Genomic DNA, 18,400 nt, shown 5'->3' with positions numbered 1-18,400 from the left:
CCTTATCCTGTGTATCCGTAGACGCCGCGAATTTGATCGCGAATAACATGGCCACCATCAAGTTCAATGACTCGCTTGCGCATCTGATCAACAATTCCAGAATCGTGGGTAGCCATCAATACAGTGGTGCCTTCACGATTAATGCGGTCGAGTAACTTCATAATTCCCACAGAGAGTGCCGGGTCTAGGTTTCCAGTTGGCTCATCCGCGATGATGATTGCAGGGCGTGTGACATAAGCACGAGCAATCGCAACTCGCTGTTGCTCTCCACCTGAGATTTCAGAAGGTAAGCGATCACCCTTATCTTCCAGGCCAACAAGTTCAAGCATCTCCGGAACTTCGCGATTAATCTCCTTCTGCGAATAGCCGAGCACGTGTAATGAGAATGCAATGTTCTCTGAAATCGTTTTATTGGGAAGCAGTCTAAAATCCTGAAAAACAGTGCCTAGTTGGCGACGAAGCTCAGGCACTTTATGGTTTGCAAGAGTTCCTAAATCTTTGCCCGCAACGTGTATGACGCCAGATGTTGGGCGCTCTTCGCGCAGAATCAAACGCAAGAATGTTGATTTACCAGAACCTGACATACCTACCAAGAAAACAAATTCACCTTTGGTAATTTCGAGCGTGACATTCTCGAGGGCAGGACGTTCCTGACCCGAGTAAATCTTGGTGACATTCTCAAACTTAATCACTATCTGCTCCTTATATAGGCGCATGGTGATGCGCTCGTGAGACCTAGGCCTAGTTTAGTTAGGCAAGCTGGGAATTTAGGGTTGATTCGTGGTTTTTATGGGAATTCACAGAGGAAATAAGAATCACATTACGCGTGAATCAGCTGGTTATTGCCGAGAATTATTGTGACGCGCTACGGCGCCAGCGAATTCCCGCTTCGATGAAATCATCAATTTCTCCATTTAACACCGCTGAAGTATTTCCCGTTTCATGGTTATTACGGAGATCTTTCACCATTTGATACGGCGCTAATACATAGGAACGCATCTGGTTTCCCCATGAGCCCGAATTATCGCCCTTGAGCGCATTTATCTTCGCCTGCTCTTCCTGGCGACGACGTTCCAATAACTTTGATTGTAAAACAGCCATCGCCGTTGCTTTATTTTGGATCTGTGAGCGTTCGTTCTGACATGACACAACAATCCCGGTCGGAACGTGGGTCAAGCGCACAGCAGAGTCTGTTGTATTGACTCCCTGTCCGCCCGGACCAGATGAGCGATAGACATCTACGCGCACTTCTTTCTCATCAATTTCAATGTGATCACTCTGTTCAACGACAGGAACAATTTCCACGCCAGCAAATGATGTATGTCTACGTGATTGAGAGTCGAAAGGAGAAATTCTCACTAAGCGATGTGTTCCCTGCTCTACTGAAAGCGTGCCATATGCATACGGGGCGCTGACTCTAAATGTTGTCGATTTAATCCCCGCTTCTTCAGCAAAGGAAGTTTCTAACACGTCAACTTTAAATTCGTGACGTTCGCAATAACGTAAATACATACGCATCAACATCTCAGCCCAGTCGGCAGCTTCTACGCCACCTGCTTCAGAACGAATAGTTATCAGCGCATCACGTGCGTCGTACTCGCCGTTAAGTAACGTCGTTACTTCTAATTCACTAATTGCTTTCTTTGCTGAATCCAATTCACCTTCGGCATCCGTAAGGGCTGATCCATCCGGTTCACCCGCTGCTAATTCAAAGAGAAGCGGAAGCTCATCAACCCGACGGCGCAACCCAGTAAGTCTTGAAATTGTTGATTGCACGCGAGATAGCTTGCTCGTAACTGCTTGAGCTTTATCAGGGTCATCCCATAAATTCGGAACGCCTGCAGCTGCTTCAAGTTCGACCACTTCGGCTTCAAGCTTCGGCAGGTCCAAGACTTTTTCAATAGAAGTCAGGGTCGCACTCGTCTCATTTATTTCGAGGATGTAGTCGCGAGCCATGGGTTAAGGATAGCGAGAACTTCCTCAAAGTATTCTTCTAGCCCACCTCACCTTGAAGAATAGGGCTGGAATAATTGAAAATTTCCTAACCAAGGTTTAAGCCATAGTAATTTGTCGTTATTTTTCGCTCCGCAAAAATCCCAACTCGAGAAAAGATATCAACTGTTTCAACTCCAATAAACGGAAGTACAAATGGAAGGGTGACCCTGGCTGAGGAATGAATTCCAATTTCATAACCATCACACTGAAAGTCTAGGACTTGGATTTTGCTTAAGTTTTTTCGTGAGGTTGCACCTCCCAGAGTGCTCCAGTCACGTAATGCGCCAAGTGAATCTGATCTGCCTTTCTCGCAATCAATTGGGATTCCTGGATCCTTTTCTCCATTTAGAAAGAGATTGGCTGCAAATCGATTAACGTTGTACTCACGTGCGTAGTATTTTTCTAAATCCAAATTTCTTACGCCCCGCTGTGTCGCAGCCTCCGTGGCTTGGGTAAGTGCACGTTTAGCTATATAAACCGACGAGATATCAGTGAGCACAATCAGAGTGATTAGGACCAACATAAAGAGTGCCAAAATTAAGAGTGAGATTGACCCTCGTTCATCTTGTAACTTTTTTCTGAGCTTGGCAGAGAAACTACATTGCAAAAGACTGAAAGATGAAGTCATGCCCATGGAGACACATATTCAATGGCTGCGACTTGGGTCTGACTCTTGCCTGAAGAATTCATAGTGAGTTGGACTAAAACTCGATTATTGGGTGTTATGCAGGGCCGTGAATCGCAGGCGATTCTCAGCTCGATTGATGTCTTAGGAGAATTTGGATCATAGCCAAGTAACCATGCGCCCTGTGCCACCACTTGATCTGCCACATAGAAGGCGGTTTCATCATCTTTACTGCTTACAAATGCACGCGCCGATTCTCGCGCTAGGGTTCTTAGGGAATCTTGTGCATCACTTGAATGTGAAAACTGAGCCATGAAGATAAAGAGTGGAATGAATAACGGTATGGCAAGGAGACTAAATTCCACCGAGGCACTTCCTCGATCGGAGGAGAATAATCGTCTCCTCAAAGGAGCTACTGCTCTTTGAAATTTTTTCGAAATCTTTTGTTGAACCACCATATTTATCTCTGATTTTCTACAATAGCTACTCCAGTTACATCTATCTCCTTCTTAGATCCCATGATTTTTTCTAGTCCCGGCATTATGTGTGGCAGAAAACCTTTTTTGTGACTGATGAGTAAATCGAGATTTTGATGTGGATCCGGGGAGTCAATATGTAAAAAAGTATCAGTCTCATCAAAATTACCCGAAATCGCTCTTGTTGAAGCGCCGTCCTGGGCACTGATTTTCGTCATATTTCTCCCATGAATTGTAATCGTGATTTGTGAAGCCACTAGAAAAAGCGTGAGTAAAGGAATCAAGACCAGTGCGCTCTCGATATTTCCCTTCTCGCTTAAAATAAGAGTTGTGAAGCGTGAGATTTTCATTTAGCGAATGCCGTTCATCGCATCAAGAGAATTCTTTAGAATTGCAGATAGGCGAGGTGCTGCAATAGTCCATATCGCTGTTACTAATCCGGTTGTCATTAGCACGACAAGTACCCACCCCGGAACATCTCCGCGATCATCGTTAAGGACTCGGTAAAATCGTGTTCTCTTGAATTCAGCTACTTTCAAGGATAAATAGCTGCTTACGTGGAGGGTATGGTTTTGAATTACTTCTTCTATTCTGTTCATGGGCTTTCCTTTTCTTTGGTTGTGAGGTGATATTTGGCACCAGGAGAAATTTTGCAGTTCATCATTAACCTTGTGCAAACAGATTCAGATTAGATAGAGATGGCCATAGTGCGAATAAAATCGAAATCGGTAGAATGAGAAAAACAACGGGAATCATCATTGAAATTTCAGACTTGCCTGCTGCGCTAAGAATGCGATTACGTTGAAAATTTTGAGCCTCTCGTGCATGACTATGTAGCACTTCTATCAGTGGTGCACCGCGACTAATTGCAATCACTACGGCGTCGATAAATCTGCGCACAGCAACTGATTGCACCCGGCGACCCATGTGATCTAGGGCGTGCTGAAAAGGTAAGCCACTCTTCACTTCAACTACGACAATCCTCAGTTCGCTCACAAGTGGACCGCTCCCTCGCTTGGTAATTCTTTCCAATGAGCTGAGTGGGGTCTCTCCGGCAGATAGAGCCAAGGTCATCATTTCGATAACACTTGGAAAATCTGAATCAATGCTTATTCGGTGTTCTGTGATTTGATTGATTAAAGACTTCTCGAAATAGAGCAAAACTAAAGCTACGACACCAATAAGGCATGCCGCAATAAAGGCTAACGAATGATCTTGAAAGAGCAGAATAAGTACTAATGGAAATAGAATTAGAGAAGTTACTAGCAATTGCTTTAAGCGAAAGTTTTCGTAATGAGTTTGATCTGGGTGGCCTAATTCAATTAGTTTATTCTTGACACTTGTCCTATCACCAACTTTATGCACAGTTGTGAGAGCAAACTTTTCCCAAGAGAAATCCTCATTAATCAGAATTAGAGCAGGAATCAAAAAGAGAATTGCAACTACGGTCGTTGTGCTCATAATTTGCCCGAAAAGACTCTCGACGGCTTCGGTAATTGCCCGAGCTTATTCATCCATAGATAAGCCACGCAGGTCATGATCAAGCCAGAGATTAGTACGGCAATTCCAGAGGTTGTAGAAAAAGAGGCAGCGGTCGCAGGTTGTGTCGATAGGAGTAATAAGAGAATCCAGGGAGCACCTGCAGATAAGTGTGCCGAATTCTTTATCCAATTCTGCTTCACCAAGATTTCTCTTCTAAGCGTCAAGTCTTCTCGAATAAAGTTGCTCAGCAATCTCAAAATGTTGATGAGTTCGGCGCCACCCAGGGTCTTGGAAATCAAGAGCGCTTCGATTACTTGATCGGTACTTGGCTCTCCGAGATGGGATTTGACCCGTTCCAGGGATCCCATGAAATCTCCAGTTCTATAAACATCTTCCCGAAAGTCCTCAAAATAGGGACGAGTTGCTACCGGGCCTCGAAGTGAGAGTCCTACCAGCGATTCATTGAGTGATAAGCCCGACTGCAGTCCAGAAATCAAGTGATCAATTATTTCTGGGCATGCGGATTGAATTTCGCTTGAACGTTTGCTCTCACTCTTGCGTTGGGCTAGTACTACAAAGATTCCTACGAAGAGTGAGAATGCGGCTGCAATGACTAAAGAGCGTGAAAAGAGAAAGACCAGAGAAAGAGATAAGAGCATGAATATCGTCGTTTTCATTACTTGGGAATTCTTGCTCACGGTTATTGGCACCTAATGACTCCCAACCCTTTTTCGTAACTTGTCCCATTCCATCGCCAGACATTTTCTATCTCTGCTCTATCGTTTTCATACCGCCCAGTTACATGTGCTATTTCCACGATCCGCCGGGTGCCATCTCCTGCAATTGAGACCTGAATGACTAAATCGATTGCGGATGCAACTGTGGGTGCAATAAATTTGTGGGAGATATTTTCACCTGCAAGTAGCGGGAGTGTTTGAAGCTTGGTGATCGCGTCTCGCGCTGAATTTGCGTGAAGAGTCCCCATTCCTGGCAACCCAGAATTAAGTGCTATCAAAAGGTCTAAGGCTTCAGCCTCACGAACTTCACCAACAATAATTCTTGATGGACGCATTCTTAAAGCTTCTTTAATCAGTGTGCGCAAAGGAATTGAGCCTTCTCCTTGTAAGTTTGCTCCCCGAGCCTGCATTTGCACTAAATCTGGGACGTTCGGTTTGAGCTCAAATACTTCTTCAATTGTGATTACGCGTTGAGACAACGGAATTGCACTTGCGAGAGCATTTAGGAGAGTTGTCTTGCCTGCCTGCGTGCCACCGCTCACCAAAATGTTTAAGCCAAACTTCACAGCACTCGATAATTGAGCAGCAATCTCTTCTGACATCAAACCGATACGTGCTAAATCTTCCAAGTTCAAGTGTCGTAGTAAATGTTTGCGGATGTTCACTGCCCAGTGTTCAGCTGTTATTTCCGGAATAACCACATGCAGCCGACTCCCGTCTGGCAACTGCGCATCTACAAACGGTTGAGATAGGTCCAGCCTCCGCCCGCTCCAAAGGAGGGTCCTATCAACTAGTTCGCGAACGGAGTCTGATGTCAGAACTAAATTAGTGAGATGGCTTTTGCCTGCCCTGGCGATAAAAATTCTCTCAGGGGAATTAATCCAGATTTCTTCTACTGTTGGGTCTCTGATGAACTCGGCGATTGGACCGAATACAACATCTGGATCCATGTTTTCCATGTGGGCAAATTAGGTGAGCGGCGACAAGTTCTGCGGAGGCCAAATCGCTAGTGTGGATAAATAAGACTCTTAATAACCCTTCGTTACCAATCGTAACTCTTGGTTATCAAGCCGATTGAGTATCTCAAGAGAACTCTCTCCGCGATTTACTGTGAGAACAGAGTAGTGAGAACCGAATCCCTCAAACATCCAAGAGCGAAGGACTCGCTCGGCAAGTGAGGTTGCTATTTCAGAAGATCCTTTAAGAATAAGGGTAAATTCAAGCTGGCCAAGGCGTGCACACAAATCTTCTGATCGAATTGACGCTTTCAGAATTTCAGCAAATGAAAGAATTGCAACCTCATACTGTGAATTTTCAGACTCAACCCCACTTTCCGTGATTTGAATTCCAGCTACATTCTTGGAAATCAAAAATCTAATAAGACTGAGCTCAGACTTGTTGCGTTCAGCAGTTCCTAACTCTCTTCTCAAATTCTCGTAAAAATATGGAGGGGCAGCTAGGTGAGTGAGCGAATCTCGTATTCCATCGTGTGAAAAAGTCATCGAGTGATTGCTACAGACCGGTGCTGCGCTGATAAAGTGAGGGCTATGGCAACGAAACCTGAGCGGAATAAATCATCACAAAAGAGTTTCACGTTAGGAAATACTGCCAACCTCTCCCCTAAGCGTTCAACAGTGGCAGCACTCCTCTATATCGAGGCAAGTCTCGTACTCGCCCTAGGTGTGTGGCTAGTTGTGCTTGGTTTTACTCACGAGAAGAAAGAGCTACCGCCACTGATTGGAGTGGTTGTCTTTGCAGTTCTTGGGGCTATTGGACTCTTCGCATCAGCTCGCGGATATGTAAACGGAAAGAGTTTCGGAAGATCTCCCACTATCTTGGCCAACTTAATTGCAGTGGGAGTGGCCTACTATCAAATACAAGGACAGTTCTATATCGGTGCGGTAGTTATTCTGGCACTTGCACTTCCAACGCTTTACTTCGCTTTTATGATTGCCAAAGAAGAAGGTTAAGAGCTAATTACCAAGGAACTATCTGGTTGTCTTCCCAAAGCACTCCGGTAATTTTTTGAGCATCTGTTGAACCGGCTGAATCAAATGCTCTTGTCGCTAACCAAACTGCAGTAGCAGCACCTTCTTCTGCAGAACGTGGCGCATCCGCACCACCCATATCCGTTCGTGAATGATTAGGACAGATTGCATCAACAAGAAATCCGCGAGCGCCAAGTCCGGTCTCATGTGCAAGGTTTCGCACCAATGCGTTCACACCAGCTTTACTGATTCGATACGGCGCAAGCCCTCCGGCATTTCCAGGACCAGACATGCGACCTAAACAAGCAGAGAAGATAATGACGCGGCCGTTTCGGGCATCTGCCATGGCCGGAGCTATTCCATTTACAAGTTGAAAGACAGAGTCAAGATTAATTGCCATCACTCTGCGCCACTCAGCATCATTTGTCTTAAGAGTCTTCGACATTTTCTCACTCATCACTCCGTGAGCAAGAATAAGAAGTTGCGGAGTAGGCAGAGATTGATTGATTGAATCAATGACTTTGCGTACAAGATGAGGTTGTTCGAGATCGCAGGTAAATGTGGAGATGTTGATCTGGCTGCCATCTGAAGCTGCGCGGATTGATTGCGCCGCCGATGTTAATCGCTCTGAATCTTTGGCAATTAGCGCCAGATCAAAACCTCGAAGCGCCAGAGCTTTGGCGCTCTCAAAACCCAAGCCACGGCTGCCACCAGTGATGATGGCTAGGGGGCGCGTATCTGCTGCGTGCATGGGGCAACTGTCTCAAAAAATGGATACTGCCGCCTCTCGGGAGCGTGAGGAAACTGTGCTCAATCTCGCGCTGGTTGTGCGGGAAATGCCATTTATTTGCGGTGCGTGGAGCCGATAGTCTTAGCCACGTTCAGTTACAGGATTTATATCTAGTTTGTAAGTAATAGATATGTACGCAAGGACGCAAGGGAGCGCTCAGTGTCGCAATCAGGACAAGACTTTGGAGCAAATGATTGGCTCGTTGAAGAAATGTTTGAGCGATACCAAGCTGATCCATCGTCTGTACCAAGTGAGTGGATTGCACACTTCCAAAATAATCCGCAGATAGCTGACAAACCAAAGGCCGGAACACCACCAACACCAAAGCCAGTTACTCCCCCAAATATTTCTGTTCAAGGTTCAGCGCAACCAACTCCGGCTGCACCAGTAGCGCCGGTTGCAGCTCCAGTTGTCGCACAGCCAACTCCCGTGGCTTCGGCTCCTGCAACGCAACCAATCGTTCGCACTCTTTCGACGACTCCCGCAACACCAGCAGATCCGATTGCTAAACCAATTCCAACTTTAGTAACACCAAGTGCTTCGACGCTCGAACCAATTCGCGGAGTATCTGCTCGCGTTGTCCAGAGCATGGAAGCATCGCTAACCGTTCCAACAGCTACATCTGTTCGCGCAATTCCGGCAAAACTCATGATTGATAATCGAATTGTCATTAACAATCACTTAAAGCGTGGCCGTGGTGGAAAAGTTTCGTTTACTCACATCATTGCCTACGCGATGATTAAAGCGCTGCGCGCGATGCCAGAGATGAATGCTTTCTACGGTGAACTCGAAGGAAAGCCAGCACTTGGTAAACCAGAACATATCAATTTGGGAATCGCGATTGATTTAGCAAAGCCCGATGGAACACGTCAATTACTAGTTCCATCAATTAAAGGTTGCGAGGAACTTGAATTCGGGCAGTTCTGGTCGGCCTATGAAGCGATTGTGAAGAAGGCTCGCGCCGGAACTCTCACCGTTGAAGATTACGCCGGAACAACCGTTTCGCTGACTAACCCAGGAACCATTGGAACAGTTCATTCTGTTCCACGTTTAGTGCAGGGACAAGGACTGATCCTGGGTGTAGGAGCGATGGATTACCCAGCAGAGTTCCAAGGAGCAAGTGCGGAAACCCTTGCTCGTCTTGCAATAAGCAAGGTGATAACACTGACAAGTACATATGATCACCGCGTTATTCAAGGTGCACAATCTGGTGATTTCTTGCGCCGTATCAACGAATATCTTCTTGGCGCAGATGATTTCTATGACGAAATCTTTACCGCACTTCGTATTCCTTATGAGCCAATCCGCTGGGCATCTGATTTTGCCGTAACCAAAGATGAAGAGATTGATAAGACTGCGCGCGTTCAGCAGCTGATTCACGCTTATCGCACCTGGGGACATCTCATGGCCGATATTGATCCGCTTGTTTATATCCAGCGAAATCATCCGGACCTCGATGTGCGCACGCATGGACTCACACTCTGGGATCTTGATCGTGAATTTGCAACCGGTGGATTTGGCGGAAAGAAGTTCCTGCCGCTACGTAAGATTCTTGGAATTCTCCGCGATGCATACTGTCGCTCAATCGGACTTGAGTACATGCACATTTCAAACCCGGCAGAGCGTCAGTGGTTCCAGCAACATGTCGAAGGTGTTTCTGAAGTTCCAGATCGCGTAGAGCAACTTCGAATATTACGTAAACTCAATAGCGCTGAAGCATTTGAATCTTTCTTACAGACAAAGTTCGTAGGGCAAAAGCGATTCTCACTTGAGGGTGGAGAATCTGTTATTCCACTGACAGATGCGATTGTTTCTGCAGCGGCAGAGCGTGGACTAGATGAAGTATGTATCGGCATGCCACACCGTGGACGCCTGAATATGCTGGCAAATATTGCGGGTAAGTCTGTCGGTCAAATTTTCCAGGAATTCCAAGGGCACTATGCCGAGAACCAAGTACATGGTTCAGGAGATGTGAAGTACCACTTAGGTACGGAAGGAATCTTCACAACAGAATCTGGTGCAAAGACCAAGATTTATTTAGCTGCAAACCCATCACACCTGGAAGCGGTTAACCCAGTACTCGAGGGAATTGTTCGCGCTAAGCAAGATCGCTTAAATACAAAGGGTGCTTACACAGTCTTGCCAATACTGCTCCATGGTGATGCATCATTTGCTGGTCAAGGTATCAACGCTGAAACACTTCAGCTATCGCAACTTCCGGGCTATCGCACGGGTGGAACTATTCATATCGTTGTTAACAACCAAGTTGGATTTACTACCTCGCCTCATGCTTCACGTACATCTCGTTATTCAACAGATGTTGCTAAGTTAATCGAAGCACCGGTTCTTCACGTTAATGGTGATGATCCCGAGGCTTGTGTGCGTGTTGCACGTATGGCATTTGAATATCGCCAAGCATTTAATAAAGATATTGTCATTGACATGGTCTGTTACCGCAGACGTGGTCACAACGAAGGTGATGAGCCAAGCTTTACACAGCCGTTGATGTACAAGCTCATAGATGCCAAGCGCACCACACGTACTTTATATACCGAAGCTCTCGTTGGTCGTGGAGATATCACTCCAGAAGAGGCAGATGAAATTGCTCGCGATTACCAGGTCCAACTCGAAGAGGTCTTTGCATCCGTTGCTAACTATGAAGAACATAGCGATCCAAACTTCGTAGTCCCTATTGTTCCCAATGCAGAAGATGTACCAACCTTTATCTCTGAGCAGCTAGTTCGCGAAATTGCAGCAACCCAAACTGCGGTACCAGAAGGATTCCATATCCATCCAAAACTGCTGCCACAGCTTCAAAAGCGGGCAGAGTCCATCAACGATGGAACTATCGACTGGTCTACGGGTGAAATGCTCGCCTTCGGTTCACTTCTTAAAGAAGGTCACCCAGTTCGGTTAGCGGGACAAGATTCACGTCGCGGAACATTCTCAAATCGTCACGCTGTCATTATTGATAAAGAAAATGGCAGTGAGTGGACCCCACTACGTTCACTAATTTCAGATGCTAATCAGTTCTTTGTTGTTGATTCATTGCTCAGTGAATATGCAGCAATGGGATTTGAATACGGATACTCCGTTGTTCGCGAAGATGCTCTTGTCCTGTGGGAAGGCCAGTTCGGAGACTTCGCAAATGGTGCGCAGACAATCATCGATGAGTTCATCTCATCAGCACTTCAAAAGTGGGGTGAGCGTTCATCTGTAGTGCTCTTACTTCCACACGGATATGAAGGCCAAGGCCCGGATCACTCATCTGCTCGTATCGAGCGATTCCTGGCACTTTGTGCCGAGAAGAATATGACTGTGGCCCAACCATCAACTCCTGCCTCTTACTTCCACCTTCTGCGTTTTCACGCAGCGAATCCAAAGCGTCGGCCAATGGTTGTCTTCACACCAAAGTCGATGTTACGTCTGAAGGCAGCTGCCTCATCTATCAGTGACTTCACATCGGGAACTTTCTTGCCAGTCATCGGCGATCCAACCGTTAATAATGCTTCTCGTATAATTTTCTGTTCCGGAAAGATTTATCACGACCTCGTTGCAGAGCGCAATCGCTTAAATGACAGCAGCACTGCAATAGTTCGAGTTGAGCGTTTATATCCATTCCCCGTTGCCCAGATGGAAGTTGAAGCGAAGAAGCATCCAAATGCTAACTTGCTCTGGGTGCAAGATGAGCCTGCAAATCAAGGTGCCTGGCCACATGTTGCCTTAAGCACGACTGAATCAATTGGCGGAACTGGTGTTGATTCACGAGTATTGCGTCGCATCTCTCGTCGCGCAGCGGCATCTCCTGCAACCGGAAGTCATCACCTGCACGAAGATGAAGCAAAGGCTTTACTAGATGAGGCATTTACACGATGACTTACTCAGTTGATTTAACCGGTCAAGAGTTTGTGATGTTTAGTACTGATTGGTGTGGATATTGCAAGAGACTGAAGAGCCAACTTGGTGAAGTAGGAATTACTTTTCGAGAAATTAATGTCGAGCAAGAGCCAGACTCAGCCGATTTTGTGGAGCAAGTTAACAGTGGCAATCGAGTTGTTCCTACCTTGCTCTTCTCTGATGGAAGTTCGTTAACAAATCCATCAGTGATTGCGGTTAAGGAGAAGTTGGCTTCACTTTCTTAACCCTGAATTCAACTCGTGCCTTTACGTAATGTATTGGTAGCCAGCCCCACGTGCGTGAATCTGTTCCTTCTGGGTTATCACTAAGAACATAGATCATCGGAAGTTCGCACTCCGGCTCTCGCACATCTGCAATACGTTTCACATAATAAATTCCGGGTTGTTCTTCTCTTTCAATGACTACGACATCTGCCACAGCGATTGTGCTCAGCAGGCGAAGGCGATGCAGTAGCTTTCTAAGATGATTGTGGGCCAGTGAATAATCTGCCCATCGCGCCATCAGCCAGTCACCGTCGTTATAAGTCGGGACCATCGAGTTTCCCTCAACCCGAACGCTCGCATACTTAGCCATAGTGGTCATCTTAGGATGCACCGACTTAAGCAATGGAGTACCCTGCCGCTTATGAGAAACTTTCTTACACCTAAAGTCACTGTTCACGCACACTGCGATCTTCCATGTGGCGTTTACGATCCAGCACAAGCAAAGATTGAGGCTCTCTCAGTAAAAGCTTGCATGGAGAAGTACGCAGCAAATACAGATGCAGATTTCCGTTCACGTTCTGTTGCAATTAAAGAAGAGCGTTCACACCAAGTTAAAGAGCACCTCTGGGTTCTCTGGACTGATTACTTCAAGGCTCCACATTTCGAGGCCTACCCACAGTTGCACTCACTCTTTAATGATGCAACAAAGCTTGCAGGTGCTGCAGGAACTAAGGGAACTCAGGATGTAAAGGTTGCAGATCAACTCATTGCAAAAATTGATGAGATTGCTGAAATCTTCTGGGCAACTAAGAAGGCCTAAACGCTGACTTAAATTTCACTCATTAATGAGTGATTGAGCGGCAGTTCGAGCGAGGAAAGATAATCGCTCAACTGTCGCTCTTTTTATTTGCGCTTGCGCTAAATGTCGCTCGCCATCATAAACATCGCAGGTAAAGGTGAGTTGGCGGCCATCAATTTCAATGAGACGTGAATTAGCACGGATCTCAGCACCAGCAGTTGCAGAGCCAACAATTTCAAGAGCTGAATGTGTCAGAAATGTTGTTTCACCGGAGTCAAGATATTCCGAGAGTGATGCCACACACGCATTCTCCATCAGAGTTAAGTAATGAGATGGCGCAACAACTGGAAGATCAGAGACACCCATAGTTACGCAGGTATCTCCGGGGCGAACTGTCATCACAGAGAAGCCAACCGCTCCCAGGACTTCATCCGCCGATTTCATGCTTCGAAGGCTAGTCCTCGTCGTCGATGAAGTGTTGGATGTGCGTCTGTTCGATTTGAATCTCGCGGTGTTCGATATTTCCGAACTCATCGACCTCAATAGAAATTTCAGTCATGCTGAACTGGGTGACCACTTCGGTCGCACCTGCGTAGTTACCCATCTGCTCGCGAATTTGGCGATGAATATTCTGGCGAAGTTCCTCCGGGGCTTGCTCATTACACGAACGCTTTAAAACATCGGCAAGCATCTGGTGCATGAGACGCTCATGTTCAATTTCAGCCGTGCAGGGAGCGCAGTGAGTTAAGTGGGAGTTAATTTGCGCCGCTTGCGGCACGGTCTCTAATTCATCTTCGATGATGAAAATCACGGAAGAGAGAACTTCACTACATTGAATCTCGATGAAACTCATTTGCTGCCCCCCTTCTTACTAGAAGGCTTATCTGAAGACTCTGTTGAATAGCCAAGTTCCTTTGCATAGTCGGTGAGTTTCTCACGTAGCTGTTTGCGACCTCTGTGCAAACGTGACATGACTGTGCCTGCAGGTGCTCCCACAATCTCTGCTATCTCTTTATAGGAAAAACCTTCAACGTCGGCTAAATAGACAACCATGCGAAACTCTTCCGGAATCTCTTGTAGTGCACGTTTGATATCGCTATCAGGTAAGGATTCAAGAGCAACAGTTTCAGCAGATTTCCCTTGATCACTTGTATGACTTTGGGCTTTAGCCACTTGCCAGTCTTCAAGTTCATTATCAGCAATCAGTGGTTGGCGTTGTCCTTTGCGATAGGAGTTGATAAATGTAGTTGTCAGTACTCGGTAGAGCCAGGCACGTAGATTGGTACCTTCTTCAAATTGATGAAAAGAGGTGAAAGCCTTGAGGTATGTGTCTTGCACTAAATCGCGCGCATCTTCTGGATTTTTTGTATAACGAAGTGCTGCTGCATAGAGCTGATTTGTGAACACCAAAGCATCGCGCTCAAACCGAGTAGTGCGATCGGCGGCGCTTTCTAGAACTAAATCCTTCGATGTCATTGATGCAAGGTTATATTAGAAAAGGGTTTCGGGCTCGCCAAGCTCGATGGGAACAATCAATTCCGCTCCGTTGTTAGCAACCAGGTTTACGCGAGGCGAAATAGGTTGTGCAATCAGCCCCGCATCCGGCTCGTCTACCTCCATCAACTTAAGCAGCCGGTTGATATCTCGTGCCTCTGTATCAAGCCAACCTTGCCAGCGCTTACGCGGCATAAATACCGGCATCCGGCTATGAATCGTTGCCAACTCTCCCACTGCTTCCCGGGTAATAATCGCTGCGCTCTGAATCACCACACCTTTCTCGCTCTGCCAAGAACTCCAAATTCCTGCGATAGAAAGTTGTTCACCGCTTGTGTGTGAAATATAGAAAGGCTGTTTCGGCGAATATTTGCCAAGTGAAGTTGCCCATTCGTAGTAGCCACTTGCAGGAATAAGACACCGTGAAGTTCTAAATGCATGTCTAAATGTTGGCTTCTCGTGGATCGATTCACTCCGTGCATTAATTGCATGTGATTGAGAAGCACGTGCATCAGCTAAATTCTTCTGCCACGGGGCGATGATTCCCCAAGATGCAGAATCGAGGATTCGTGAATCGGATTCACTTCGCACAATATAAATCTCATTGGTCGGCGCAATATTCCAATTCAACGGCAATGATTGATCGAGTGTGGAGCCTGCTAAATCAAAGCTCTCGACTAACTCTTCTGCGCCCAGTGATTGCGCATATCTTCCACACATACTGATAATTCTAACTTTGTTACAGGTTTTCTCCGTCTCCTCGCGCCCTACGCACGCGTTAGACTCTGCATATGCACGAACTCTGGCCCGCACCTTTTCGCGGACGAAAGCCGATTTCATCTCAGGTAACCATCCCTGGATCAAAATCGGTGACTAATCGCGCGCTGATTCTTGCTGCCCAGGCAACCTCGCCCTCAATTATTCGCAAGCCACTGATCTCACGTGATTCAGAGTTAATGTCTGCCGGTCTTGTTTCACTCGGTGTCGGTATTCATGATCAAGGTGACAATCAGAGCTGGCGAATTACACCAGCACCTCTTAAGGGCCCGGCACTAATTGATGTGGGAAACGCCGGAACAGTGATGCGGTTCTTACCTCCGCTTGCCGCACTTGCACAAGGTGAAATCAGTTTTGATGGAGATTCACGTTCGTATGAAAGACCTATTGGACCAGTCATTAAGGCTTTAGAAGAACTTGGAATTGAGATAGACCATCAAGGTCGATACTCCCTACCGATGGTGATTAAGGGAACTGGTGTCATCCCTGGCGGAAAATTAACAATCGATGCAAGTAAGTCGAGCCAATTTTTGTCAGCGCTCTTACTTGTAGGACCAAGTATGAAAAAAGGAATTACTGTTACTCACAATGGAAGTTCACTTCCCTCAATGCCACATATTGATATGACGGTTCAGATGCTCCGCGATTTTGGTGCCGAAGTTGAAGTTGATAAAGCAAGCCAAAGCTGGAGTGTGAAGGCTGGATATCTCACAGGGCAAGATTTAGTCATTGAGCCAGATCTTTCTAACGCAGCACCATTCTTATCTATTGCGATGGTCTGCGGTGGCAGTATCACGATTGCAGATTGGCCAAAGGAAACTACACAACCTGGAGATCATTTGCGCGAGATATTTACAAAGATGGGTGCACGGGTTGAATTAGACGCTAGTGGGTTAACTCTGACTGGCGGTGATTCAATTCATGGAATCGATATAGATCTCCATGATGTTGGTGAACTCACTCCATCTATCGCAGCCCTGGCCGCCCTTGCAGATTCACCTTCTCATCTGCGCGGTATCGGTCACCTTCGTCTGCACGAAACTGATCGTTTGGCAGCACTGACGCGAGAAATCAACGCACTCGGTGGAAGCGTTGTAGAAGAAGAGACTGCACTACACATCACCCCAGCCCCACTTCATGGTGGAACATTTCACACATATGACGATCATCGATTAGCAACGGCTGGCGCTGTCATTGGCCTTGTTACACCCGATGTCATGATTGAAAATGTCGCCACAACACGTAAGACGCTGCCCGATTTCCCAGGGCTCTGGAAGAGTTTGGTTCTATGAGTCCTCGCGAATACGACGAATCCGACGCTCGCATTCGGCCATCTCGCACTACTCGCAGGCGTACAAAAGATCGACCTTCTCATTCAGATTCAATCACAGCATTTGTCACCACAGTTGATCGTGGTCGCACCACCTGCGTAACTGATGAAGGTGTAATCATCACAGCCATGAAAGCTCGCGAGCTTGGACCTAAATCAGTTGTAGTGGGCGATCTCGTTGAAATCGTTGGAGATGTCACTGGTAGTGAAGGCTCACTTGCACGAATAGTTGTTGTTAATGAACGTACAAATTCTCTTAGCAGAACGGTAGATGATGTCGCACGTGTTGAGCGCACGATTGTTGCAAATATCGATCAGCTACTGATTGTGGTTGCATCAGCAAATCCTGAACCACGTCGCGGGCTCATTGATAGATTCCTTGTCAGCGCTTTCCACGAATCTATTAAGCCCATTATTATTGTGACGAAAGTTGATGTCTCGCCAGTTCCTGAATTCATTCAAGAGTACAAGGCGCTGGGCGTTGACATTATTACAACATCTTCAAAGACCGAGTCTCGCACACAAGATATTGCAGCTATTTTGGATATTCTCGATGACAAGATTTCGGTTCTTGTTGGACATTCTGGCGTTGGAAAATCCACACTTATCAATGACTTGGTTCCCAATTCAGATCGAATGACTGGCGATGTTAATGATGTCACTGGGCGCGGCCGCCACACCTCATCAAGTGCGATTGCACTACCTCTTGAAAATGGTGGCTGGATTATTGATACTCCTGGTATTCGCGCCTTTGGACTATCTCATCTAAATAAAGATCGCATTATTGAATCCTTCCCAGATATTTATCAAGTGACGCAAACCTGCATGCCTAACTGCTCACACCATGAAATTTCCTGTTCGCTTAATCCTTGGATTGAATCCGACCCTTCGTTACAGGTCGAGCGTTTAAGGAGAGTCAGCAGTCTTCGCTCGTTGCTTGAAGTCAAGCTCGCCGAGGACGAGGGTTAGACTGGGCATATGAGCACTCATTACGGTGAAGATTTAGCACTTGCACACCGTTTAGCAGATGCTGCAGATGCCATCACACTGGCTCGATATCAAGCACTTGATTTAACAATTACAACTAAACCGGATAACACTCCGGTCACCGATGCCGATAAATCTGCAGAATCTGCAATTCGCGCGATGCTTGATAGAGATCGGCCGGATGATGGAATTGTCGGTGAAGAGTTTGGAACCCAAGGGTTAGAAAGAGATCGTTACTGGGTTATTGATCCCATCGATGGCACAAAGAATTTCATGCGTGGTGTGCCCACATGGGCAACACTCATCGCATTGATGGAAAAACAGGAAGATGGAAGTGAAGTCGTCGTAGCAGGAGTAGTCAGTGCACCTGCACTCTTTCGCCGTTGGTATGCAACTGTCGGCGGTGGAGCCTTCGTCATTGTTAATGGCCAAACGCCAAAAAAAATCTCGGTTTCAAAAGTTGCAAAGATTGAAGATGCCTCAATTTCCTACTCAGACTTAATCGGGTGGGGAAATCGGTTAGAGAATTTCCAACACTTACTACAAAGTGCTTGGCGCACCAGAGCCCATGGTGATTTCTGGTCGCATATGTTGGTGGCAGAAGGTGCAGTAGATATTGCTGCTGAGCCATCACTAGCGCTATGGGATATGGCAGCACTCGACATTATTGTTCGTGAAGCTGGTGGGCAATTTAGCAATCTCGATGGAAAAAATGGTTCTCACGGTGGTAATGGGCTTTCCACAAATTCAGCCCTACACGACTATGCAGTTCAATCTCTTCGCCTGAAGAACGCATAAG

Annotated in this window: 23 protein-coding genes; 7 read left to right on the top strand and 16 right to left on the bottom strand. The window is 46.4% G+C overall.

All coding sequences use genetic code 11. From position 1 onward, the window contains the following. Positions 1-2: 2 nt before the first annotated feature. The 10 genes from ftsE to A1sIIB76_RS00920 all read right to left on the bottom strand — a co-directional run bounded on the left by ftsE (position 3) and on the right by A1sIIB76_RS00920 (position 6,817). Positions 3-692 (bottom strand): cell division ATP-binding protein FtsE, encoded by a 690-nt coding sequence (gene ftsE, locus A1sIIB76_RS00965; RefSeq protein ID WP_095693309.1) that lies wholly within the window; start codon positions 690-692, stop codon positions 3-5. Positions 693-852: 160 nt separating this feature from the next. Continuing rightward, positions 853-1,956, bottom strand: a complete 1,104-nt coding sequence (gene prfB, locus A1sIIB76_RS00960) for a peptide chain release factor 2 (protein WP_095674388.1) — start codon at positions 1,954-1,956, stop codon at positions 853-855. Positions 1,957-2,041: 85 nt separating this feature from the next. Next, a complete protein-coding gene (locus A1sIIB76_RS00955; RefSeq protein WP_125918776.1) occupies positions 2,042-2,623 on the bottom strand; it encodes a pilus assembly protein TadG-related protein in 582 nt (193 codons plus the stop codon). Then, on the bottom strand, positions 2,620-2,985 hold the full coding sequence (locus A1sIIB76_RS00950) for a TadE family protein (protein WP_190286245.1): 366 nt from the start codon (positions 2,983-2,985) through the stop codon (positions 2,620-2,622). The genes A1sIIB76_RS00955 and A1sIIB76_RS00950 overlap by 4 nt, the downstream gene beginning before the upstream one ends. Before the next feature lie 95 nt (positions 2,986-3,080). Then, positions 3,081-3,446, bottom strand: a complete 366-nt coding sequence (locus tag A1sIIB76_RS00945) for a TadE/TadG family type IV pilus assembly protein (RefSeq protein ID WP_095684362.1) — start codon at positions 3,444-3,446, stop codon at positions 3,081-3,083. After that, positions 3,447-3,695 carry a hypothetical protein gene (locus A1sIIB76_RS00940; RefSeq protein WP_223298777.1) on the bottom strand — a complete coding sequence of 83 codons (249 nt, stop codon included), beginning with the start codon at positions 3,693-3,695 and terminating at the stop codon, positions 3,447-3,449. A gap of 64 nt (positions 3,696-3,759) precedes the next feature. Next, positions 3,760-4,557 (bottom strand): type II secretion system F family protein, encoded by a 798-nt coding sequence (locus A1sIIB76_RS00935; RefSeq protein ID WP_095684361.1) that lies wholly within the window; start codon positions 4,555-4,557, stop codon positions 3,760-3,762. Next, positions 4,554-5,255, bottom strand: coding sequence for a type II secretion system F family protein (locus A1sIIB76_RS00930; protein WP_125918775.1), 702 nt, complete (start codon positions 5,253-5,255; stop codon positions 4,554-4,556). The genes A1sIIB76_RS00935 and A1sIIB76_RS00930 overlap by 4 nt, the downstream gene beginning before the upstream one ends. A gap of 23 nt (positions 5,256-5,278) precedes the next feature. Continuing rightward, on the bottom strand, positions 5,279-6,274 hold the full coding sequence (locus A1sIIB76_RS00925) for a TadA family conjugal transfer-associated ATPase (RefSeq protein ID WP_095696738.1): 996 nt from the start codon (positions 6,272-6,274) through the stop codon (positions 5,279-5,281). A 69-nt stretch (positions 6,275-6,343) separates the two neighbouring features. Beyond that, positions 6,344-6,817, bottom strand: coding sequence for a GGDEF domain-containing protein (locus A1sIIB76_RS00920; RefSeq protein ID WP_095684358.1), 474 nt, complete (start codon positions 6,815-6,817; stop codon positions 6,344-6,346). Between the two features lie 45 nt (positions 6,818-6,862). On the opposite strand from A1sIIB76_RS00920, the gene A1sIIB76_RS00915 reads away from it, so the two are divergent. Then, positions 6,863-7,285, top strand: a complete 423-nt coding sequence (locus A1sIIB76_RS00915; protein WP_223298164.1) for a hypothetical protein — start codon at positions 6,863-6,865, stop codon at positions 7,283-7,285. 7 nt (positions 7,286-7,292) lie between these two features. Here the strand turns inward: A1sIIB76_RS00915 and A1sIIB76_RS00910 are convergent, their stop codons facing one another. After that, entirely contained in the window at positions 7,293-8,054 is a 762-nt protein-coding gene (locus A1sIIB76_RS00910) for an SDR family NAD(P)-dependent oxidoreductase (protein ID WP_095674385.1), read from the bottom strand. Positions 8,055-8,252: 198 nt separating this feature from the next. On the opposite strand from A1sIIB76_RS00910, the gene A1sIIB76_RS00905 reads away from it, so the two are divergent. Further along, positions 8,253-11,969: a multifunctional oxoglutarate decarboxylase/oxoglutarate dehydrogenase thiamine pyrophosphate-binding subunit/dihydrolipoyllysine-residue succinyltransferase subunit gene (locus A1sIIB76_RS00905; RefSeq protein WP_095674384.1), complete on the top strand. Its 3,717-nt coding sequence runs from the start codon at positions 8,253-8,255 to the stop codon at positions 11,967-11,969. Continuing rightward, positions 11,966-12,235, top strand: a complete 270-nt coding sequence (locus A1sIIB76_RS00900) for a mycoredoxin (protein ID WP_095674383.1) — start codon at positions 11,966-11,968, stop codon at positions 12,233-12,235. The genes A1sIIB76_RS00905 and A1sIIB76_RS00900 overlap by 4 nt, the downstream gene beginning before the upstream one ends. On the opposite strand, the gene A1sIIB76_RS00895 is transcribed toward A1sIIB76_RS00900, so the two are convergent. Continuing rightward, positions 12,207-12,584, bottom strand: coding sequence for a S26 family signal peptidase (locus tag A1sIIB76_RS00895; RefSeq protein ID WP_190277068.1), 378 nt, complete (start codon positions 12,582-12,584; stop codon positions 12,207-12,209). The two genes, A1sIIB76_RS00900 and A1sIIB76_RS00895, sit on opposite strands and share 29 nt — an antisense overlap. Positions 12,585-12,635: 51 nt before the next feature. Between A1sIIB76_RS00895 and sodN the strand changes: the two genes are divergently transcribed. After that, positions 12,636-13,034: a superoxide dismutase, Ni gene (sodN, locus tag A1sIIB76_RS00890; RefSeq protein ID WP_095674381.1), complete on the top strand. Its 399-nt coding sequence runs from the start codon at positions 12,636-12,638 to the stop codon at positions 13,032-13,034. A 15-nt stretch (positions 13,035-13,049) separates the two neighbouring features. On the opposite strand, the gene A1sIIB76_RS00885 is transcribed toward sodN, so the two are convergent. Genes A1sIIB76_RS00885 through A1sIIB76_RS00870 form a run of 4 tightly spaced genes read right to left on the bottom strand, consistent with a single transcriptional unit; the run spans position 13,050 to position 15,227 of the window. Beyond that, positions 13,050-13,457: a thioesterase family protein gene (locus tag A1sIIB76_RS00885; protein ID WP_095674380.1), complete on the bottom strand. Its 408-nt coding sequence runs from the start codon at positions 13,455-13,457 to the stop codon at positions 13,050-13,052. Between the two features lie 10 nt (positions 13,458-13,467). Next, positions 13,468-13,866: a hypothetical protein gene (locus A1sIIB76_RS00880; protein WP_095674379.1), complete on the bottom strand. Its 399-nt coding sequence runs from the start codon at positions 13,864-13,866 to the stop codon at positions 13,468-13,470. Beyond that, on the bottom strand, positions 13,863-14,489 hold the full coding sequence (locus A1sIIB76_RS00875) for a sigma-70 family RNA polymerase sigma factor (protein ID WP_095674378.1): 627 nt from the start codon (positions 14,487-14,489) through the stop codon (positions 13,863-13,865). Before A1sIIB76_RS00875 ends, A1sIIB76_RS00880 begins: the two co-directional genes overlap by 4 nt. Before the next feature lie 15 nt (positions 14,490-14,504). After that, a complete protein-coding gene (locus A1sIIB76_RS00870; RefSeq protein ID WP_095674377.1) occupies positions 14,505-15,227 on the bottom strand; it encodes an SOS response-associated peptidase in 723 nt (240 codons plus the stop codon). 71 nt (positions 15,228-15,298) lie between these two features. On the opposite strand from A1sIIB76_RS00870, the gene aroA reads away from it, so the two are divergent. The 3 genes from aroA to A1sIIB76_RS00855 are packed head-to-tail and all read left to right on the top strand — an operon-like array spanning position 15,299 to position 18,399. Then, a complete protein-coding gene (gene aroA, locus A1sIIB76_RS00865) occupies positions 15,299-16,576 on the top strand; it encodes a 3-phosphoshikimate 1-carboxyvinyltransferase (RefSeq protein ID WP_095674376.1) in 1,278 nt (425 codons plus the stop codon). Next, positions 16,573-17,583 carry a ribosome small subunit-dependent GTPase A gene (rsgA, locus tag A1sIIB76_RS00860; protein WP_095674375.1) on the top strand — a complete coding sequence of 337 codons (1,011 nt, stop codon included), beginning with the start codon at positions 16,573-16,575 and terminating at the stop codon, positions 17,581-17,583. The genes aroA and rsgA overlap by 4 nt, the downstream gene beginning before the upstream one ends. A gap of 9 nt (positions 17,584-17,592) precedes the next feature. After that, entirely contained in the window at positions 17,593-18,399 is an 807-nt protein-coding gene (locus A1sIIB76_RS00855) for an inositol monophosphatase family protein (protein WP_095674374.1), read from the top strand. Position 18,400: the final 1 nt, after the last annotated feature.

The organism is Candidatus Planktophila versatilis (assembly GCF_002288265.1).
GTDB classification, from domain to species: domain Bacteria; phylum Actinomycetota; class Actinomycetes; order Nanopelagicales; family Nanopelagicaceae; genus Planktophila; species Planktophila versatilis.
The sequence above is the reverse complement of the archived record's forward strand: the minus strand, read 5'-3'. Positions and strand labels throughout refer to the sequence as shown.

What these genes read in the sequence shown, in the direction of transcription:
- prfB (WP_095674388.1), bottom strand. Translation starts at nt 1,956, where the DNA reads ATGGCTCGCGACTACATCCTCGAAATAAATGAGACGAGTGCGACCCTG.
- A1sIIB76_RS00955 (WP_125918776.1), bottom strand. Translation starts at nt 2,623, where the DNA reads ATGACTTCATCTTTCAGTCTTTTGCAATGTAGTTTCTCTGCCAAGCTC.
- A1sIIB76_RS00945 (WP_095684362.1), bottom strand. Translation starts at nt 3,446, where the DNA reads ATGAAAATCTCACGCTTCACAACTCTTATTTTAAGCGAGAAGGGAAAT.
- A1sIIB76_RS00940 (WP_223298777.1), bottom strand. Translation starts at nt 3,695, where the DNA reads ATGAACAGAATAGAAGAAGTAATTCAAAACCATACCCTCCACGTAAGC.
- A1sIIB76_RS00935 (WP_095684361.1), bottom strand. Translation starts at nt 4,557, where the DNA reads ATGAGCACAACGACCGTAGTTGCAATTCTCTTTTTGATTCCTGCTCTA.
- A1sIIB76_RS00930 (WP_125918775.1), bottom strand. Translation starts at nt 5,255, where the DNA reads ATGAAAACGACGATATTCATGCTCTTATCTCTTTCTCTGGTCTTTCTC.
- A1sIIB76_RS00925 (WP_095696738.1), bottom strand. Translation starts at nt 6,274, where the DNA reads ATGGAAAACATGGATCCAGATGTTGTATTCGGTCCAATCGCCGAGTTC.
- A1sIIB76_RS00920 (WP_095684358.1), bottom strand. Translation starts at nt 6,817, where the DNA reads ATGACTTTTTCACACGATGGAATACGAGATTCGCTCACTCACCTAGCT.
- A1sIIB76_RS00915 (WP_223298164.1), top strand. Translation starts at nt 6,863, where the DNA reads ATGGCAACGAAACCTGAGCGGAATAAATCATCACAAAAGAGTTTCACG.
- A1sIIB76_RS00910 (WP_095674385.1), bottom strand. Translation starts at nt 8,054, where the DNA reads ATGCACGCAGCAGATACGCGCCCCCTAGCCATCATCACTGGTGGCAGC.
- A1sIIB76_RS00900 (WP_095674383.1), top strand. Translation starts at nt 11,966, where the DNA reads ATGACTTACTCAGTTGATTTAACCGGTCAAGAGTTTGTGATGTTTAGT.
- A1sIIB76_RS00895 (WP_190277068.1), bottom strand. Translation starts at nt 12,584, where the DNA reads ATGGCTAAGTATGCGAGCGTTCGGGTTGAGGGAAACTCGATGGTCCCG.
- sodN (WP_095674381.1), top strand. Translation starts at nt 12,636, where the DNA reads ATGAGAAACTTTCTTACACCTAAAGTCACTGTTCACGCACACTGCGAT.
- A1sIIB76_RS00885 (WP_095674380.1), bottom strand. Translation starts at nt 13,457, where the DNA reads ATGAAATCGGCGGATGAAGTCCTGGGAGCGGTTGGCTTCTCTGTGATG.
- A1sIIB76_RS00880 (WP_095674379.1), bottom strand. Translation starts at nt 13,866, where the DNA reads ATGAGTTTCATCGAGATTCAATGTAGTGAAGTTCTCTCTTCCGTGATT.
- A1sIIB76_RS00875 (WP_095674378.1), bottom strand. Translation starts at nt 14,489, where the DNA reads ATGACATCGAAGGATTTAGTTCTAGAAAGCGCCGCCGATCGCACTACT.
- A1sIIB76_RS00870 (WP_095674377.1), bottom strand. Translation starts at nt 15,227, where the DNA reads ATGTGTGGAAGATATGCGCAATCACTGGGCGCAGAAGAGTTAGTCGAG.
- aroA (WP_095674376.1), top strand. Translation starts at nt 15,299, where the DNA reads ATGCACGAACTCTGGCCCGCACCTTTTCGCGGACGAAAGCCGATTTCA.
- rsgA (WP_095674375.1), top strand. Translation starts at nt 16,573, where the DNA reads ATGAGTCCTCGCGAATACGACGAATCCGACGCTCGCATTCGGCCATCT.
- A1sIIB76_RS00855 (WP_095674374.1), top strand. Translation starts at nt 17,593, where the DNA reads ATGAGCACTCATTACGGTGAAGATTTAGCACTTGCACACCGTTTAGCA.